This window comes from Promicromonospora sp. NPDC057488 (assembly GCF_042802395.1).
In the GTDB taxonomy this organism is placed as follows: domain Bacteria; phylum Actinomycetota; class Actinomycetes; order Actinomycetales; family Cellulomonadaceae; genus Promicromonospora.
In genome coordinates this window covers 1-4014 of the sequence record NZ_JBHVEG010000305.1, presented here as the reverse complement: position 1 = coordinate 4014, position 4014 = coordinate 1, and the positions used below count along the sequence as shown (strand labels likewise).

At 73.3% G+C, this 4014-nt stretch carries 2 protein-coding genes; one reads left to right on the top strand and one right to left on the bottom strand.

Annotated features, from left to right (window positions below; genetic code table 11):
- Positions 1–118: 118 nt before the first annotated feature.
- Positions 119–1369, bottom strand: coding sequence for a mannose-6-phosphate isomerase, class I (manA, locus tag ACFU5G_RS29460; RefSeq protein ID WP_377252617.1), 1251 nt, complete (start codon positions 1367–1369; stop codon positions 119–121).
- Between the two features lie 349 nt (positions 1370–1718).
- Between manA and ACFU5G_RS29455 the strand changes: the two genes are divergently transcribed.
- Entirely contained in the window at positions 1719–3986 is a 2268-nt protein-coding gene (locus ACFU5G_RS29455; RefSeq protein WP_377252615.1) for a S1 family peptidase, read from the top strand.
- The last annotated feature ends 28 nt before the right edge of the window (positions 3987–4014 follow it).

The following is a 4014-nucleotide window of genomic DNA, read 5'->3' as shown; positions in this document are numbered from 1 at the left end:
TTGTTTATATGAGAAAGGGTCGGCACCCCGGGGTGCCGACCACCTGACATTCTGCCGACCGCGCTGATCGCGGGCGCGCGCAGCACAGCACCGCGCAGCACAGGCTCGCGACCGCGGGTCAGGGCACCCAGGCGCAGGCGGCGTGGCCCGCGCCCGAGAGCTCCAGGTTGCCGGCGTCGTGCGGCACGAAGACCGACTCGCCCTGCGTCAGGCGCTGCGGCCCCTCCTCGGAGCGGTCCGCCGTGAGCGTCAGCTCGCCGTCGAGGCACAGCAGGATGCGCGGCCCCGTCGCGGGCAGCGCCACGGGCTCGCCCGGGTCGACGTCGGCGGTCGTGAGCGCGAACTCCGTGACGGGCACGCGGTAGGTGCGCACCTGGCCGCGGCTGCCCGCCGTCGTCACCTCGGGGGCGGCCGGCTGCTGCGGGGCGAAGACGGTGCAGGCGACGAGGTTCTCCTCGTCCACGAGCTTGGTCGTCAGGCCCGCCCGCAGCACGTTGTCGGAGCTGGCCATGATCTCGATGCCCACGCCGGACAGGTAGGCGTGCACCACGCCCGCGGGCGTGAACGCCGCCTCGCCCGGCTCGAGCGAGAACCGGTTGAGCATGAGGGACGCGATGGCGCCCGGGTCGCCGGGGTGCTGCTCGGCCAGCTCGATCACCGTGCGGTCGGCGCGCTCGAACGGGGAGCCGGCCGCCAGACGGGCCCGCACCGAGTCGAGGGTGGCCGCGATGTCTGCGGCGCAGGCCTCGTCGGCGCGCGCGGACAGCAGGTGGTTGAACGCCTCCCGCATGCCGTCGTGGCCGCGGTCGTGCAGCAGGGCCGCGCGGACCGCCTCGACCATGTCGCCCGCCAGCCCGTCCAGGACGTCCAGGATGGTGCGCGGCGTGCGGAAGCCCGCCAGCCCCTCGAACTGCGTGAGAGCGACGATCATCTCGGGCTTGTGCTGGTCGTCCTTGAACGACCGCTTGGCCGACGTCAGCGGCATCCCGGACTTGTTCTCGCGGGTGAAGCCCTCGCGGGCCTGGCGCGGCGAGGGGTGCACCTGGAGCGACAGCGCCTTGCGCGCGGCCAGGACCTTGAGCAGGTAGGGCAGGCGCGGGCCGAACTGCTCCGCGACCCGGTGGCCGAGCGTCTGCACGGGCGCCTCGCGGACCAGGCGGTCCAGGGCGACGTGGTCGACGTCGGTCTCACGCGTGATGCGGCTGACGGACGGCGCGCTGGTGTGCGCACCGAGCCACATCTCCGCCTGGGGTCCGCCGTCGGGCTCGGTGCGGAGCAGGTCCGGGATCGCGTCGACGGATCCCCAGTCGTACCGCTGGATCGTGTTGGTCAGCGGCAGGGGTGCGTGGAACTGGGCGACGGCAAGCACGGCGCCAGGATAGCCCGGGCCCAGGAGCGGACGTCGGGGGCCGGGCGGAGGGTCGGAGGCGGCAGCGGCTCGGCGCTCATGTGACGTCGGTCACATGGTGGGGCGTGGGCCGGGTTCCGCACGAACGCTGGGCGGAGGGTCATGCGGGTGTCCGATCCGTGCTTCACCCGGAAGGTGAAAGATCGTTACGAGGCCCTGATTTCATCAACCGACATGGACAATTGTCTTAATAGACAGATATGTGCGCTTTGTGGAAACCTCCAACTGGTGCCCTGAGGCGCTGCTCGGTCTGCGATCCCGCCCGACGAACGTCCGTGGCCGTGCCACGGAGCCATGAGGAGGAAGTCGAGTGAACGCCCGGAAGACCACACGGCCGAAGCGGCCGCCGATGCCGGACCGGCGTCAGATGCTCCCCGCGTTCTCCGGGATCGCAGCTCTGATCTCCCTGGTGCTCGTGGCTCCGCTGCTCGTCCCGACCGCTTCGGCGGTGGTGGGCGCCCCGGATACTTCCGGTCACGCCTTCACCGCCCGCCTCGACATCGGCGACGACCAGCGCGCCTGCACCGGTGCGCTCGTCGACCCGGAGTGGATCCTCACCGCGGCGAGCTGCTTCGCCGACGACCTCGCCGTCGGCCTTCCCGTCGCGGCCGGCAAGCCTGCCCTGGCGACCACGGCGACGATCGGCCGGATCGACCTCACCGGTACGGCCGGCCAGGTGCGGCGGGTCGTCGAGCTCGTCCCGCACGAGTCGCGAGACGTCGTCCTGGCCCGGCTGAGCGTTCCGGTCACGGACATCGTGCCCGCCACGATCGGGACGACGACGCCGGCCGTCGGCGACCAGCTCCAGGTGCCTGGGTACGGCCGGACCGCCACCGAGTGGGCGCCGCTCCGGCGCCACTCCGGGACGTTCACCGTCGATCAGGTCACGGGCAGCGACGTCGGCGTCGCGGGCCAGGCCGGTGCGGTTCTCTGCGCCGGCGACTCCGGGGCTCCCGCCCTGCGGTCGGCGGGCTCGGGCACGGAGCTCGTCGCGGTCGCCAGCCGGTCCTGGCAGGGTGGCTGCTTCGGCAGCGACCCGGCCGAGATCCGGACCGGCGCCGTCGTGACCCCCGTGGGCGACGTGCGCGACTGGGTCACCGCGACCGCCACGCGCGGGGAGATCGTCGACTTCAACTGCGACGGCATCCGTGACGTCGCCATCGGCGACCCCGACGCCACCGTGAACGGTCTCGCGCAGGCCGGTCTGGTGCGGGTGATCTACGGCGGCGGCAAGGGCACCCTGGAGATCACGCAGAACTCGCCCAGCATCTACGACGACGCCGAGGCGGGCGACCGGTTCGGGTACAGCATCGCCACCTACGACCGCGACCTCGACGGCTGCACCGACCTGGCGATCAGCGTCCCGTGGGAGACCCGCGGCGCGAACACCGCCGCCGGCATGGTCCATGTCACCAGCGGTCACCCGAACGGGCTGCTCGACCCGGGCGCCACGCCGGGCACGGCCTTCCGGCAGGGCTCCGGCGTCGGCGCCATCCGGGACGCCGTCGAGCAGGCCAACGAGCGGATGGGCTTCTCCATCGCCGCCGGGCGTACCGATGGGGGCAAGCCGTACGTCCTGATCGGCGTGCCCGGCAAGAACTTCGGCACGATCTTCGACGCGGGCATCGCCTACTACGTGCAGTCGGAGGAGTTCCCGGCCGGTGCGGAGCCGGTCGAGTCGGCGATCGTGCTCCGGCAGGGGGTCGGCGGGCTGCGCGGCGGCGGCGAGGCCTACGACGAGTTCGGCTACTCGGTCGCCGCCGACGGCCGGTACATGGCCATCGGTGTGCCCGGAGAGGCGGGCGGGACCGACGGCGAGGCCAACGCCGGTCTGGTCTCGGTGGTCCGGCACCCGGAGAACGGGGCGTACACCGAGATCGCCGCGCTGCACCAGGACCTCGACACCGTCTCGGCGACCTCGCAGGAGGGCGACCGGTTCGGCGAGTCGGTGGACGTCGCCCAGTTCCGTCGGCAGGGCGACACGGCGGACAGGTCGCTCCTCGCCGTCGGAGTCCCGGGTGAGGCGGTGGGCACGCTCGCCGCGGCGGGGCGGGCGCTGGCCTTCGATCTCGCGCCCGACGGCACCTGGACGGAGATCCGGTCGATCCGCCAGGCCCAGCCGGGCAGCCCGGTGATGGAGGGTGAGCCCGAGGCGAACGACCGCTTCGGCGCGGCCGTCGCCGTCGTCGACCGCGCGCCGGGGAGCCCGGCCACCAACACGTCGCTGCTCGTGGCCGCCGGCACGCCGGGGGACACGTCGGGGGCCGCGGGCGCGGCCCGTGGTGGTTCGGTGTCGGTCGTCTCGGCGCTCGGCGGGGCGGCCGGGTTCCAGGCGCTGATCCATCCCGGCGACGTCCTGCCGGGTACGCCGCAGGCAGGTGACGCGACGGGTAGCGCGCTGCTCGCCTCGGGCACGCACCTGTACGTCGGCCAGCCGGGTGGTGGCAGCTACGGCAGGGTGTACGCCCTGCCCTGGTCCACGCTGGTCGACGGGACGGCGGACCCGGTCGTGACCTACCAGCCCGGCACCGCAGGCCTGCCCGCCGTCGGCGCGGCCTTCGGGACCGCCATCGGCTGACCCGGGCTCGCGCCGGATCGGGGTGCCC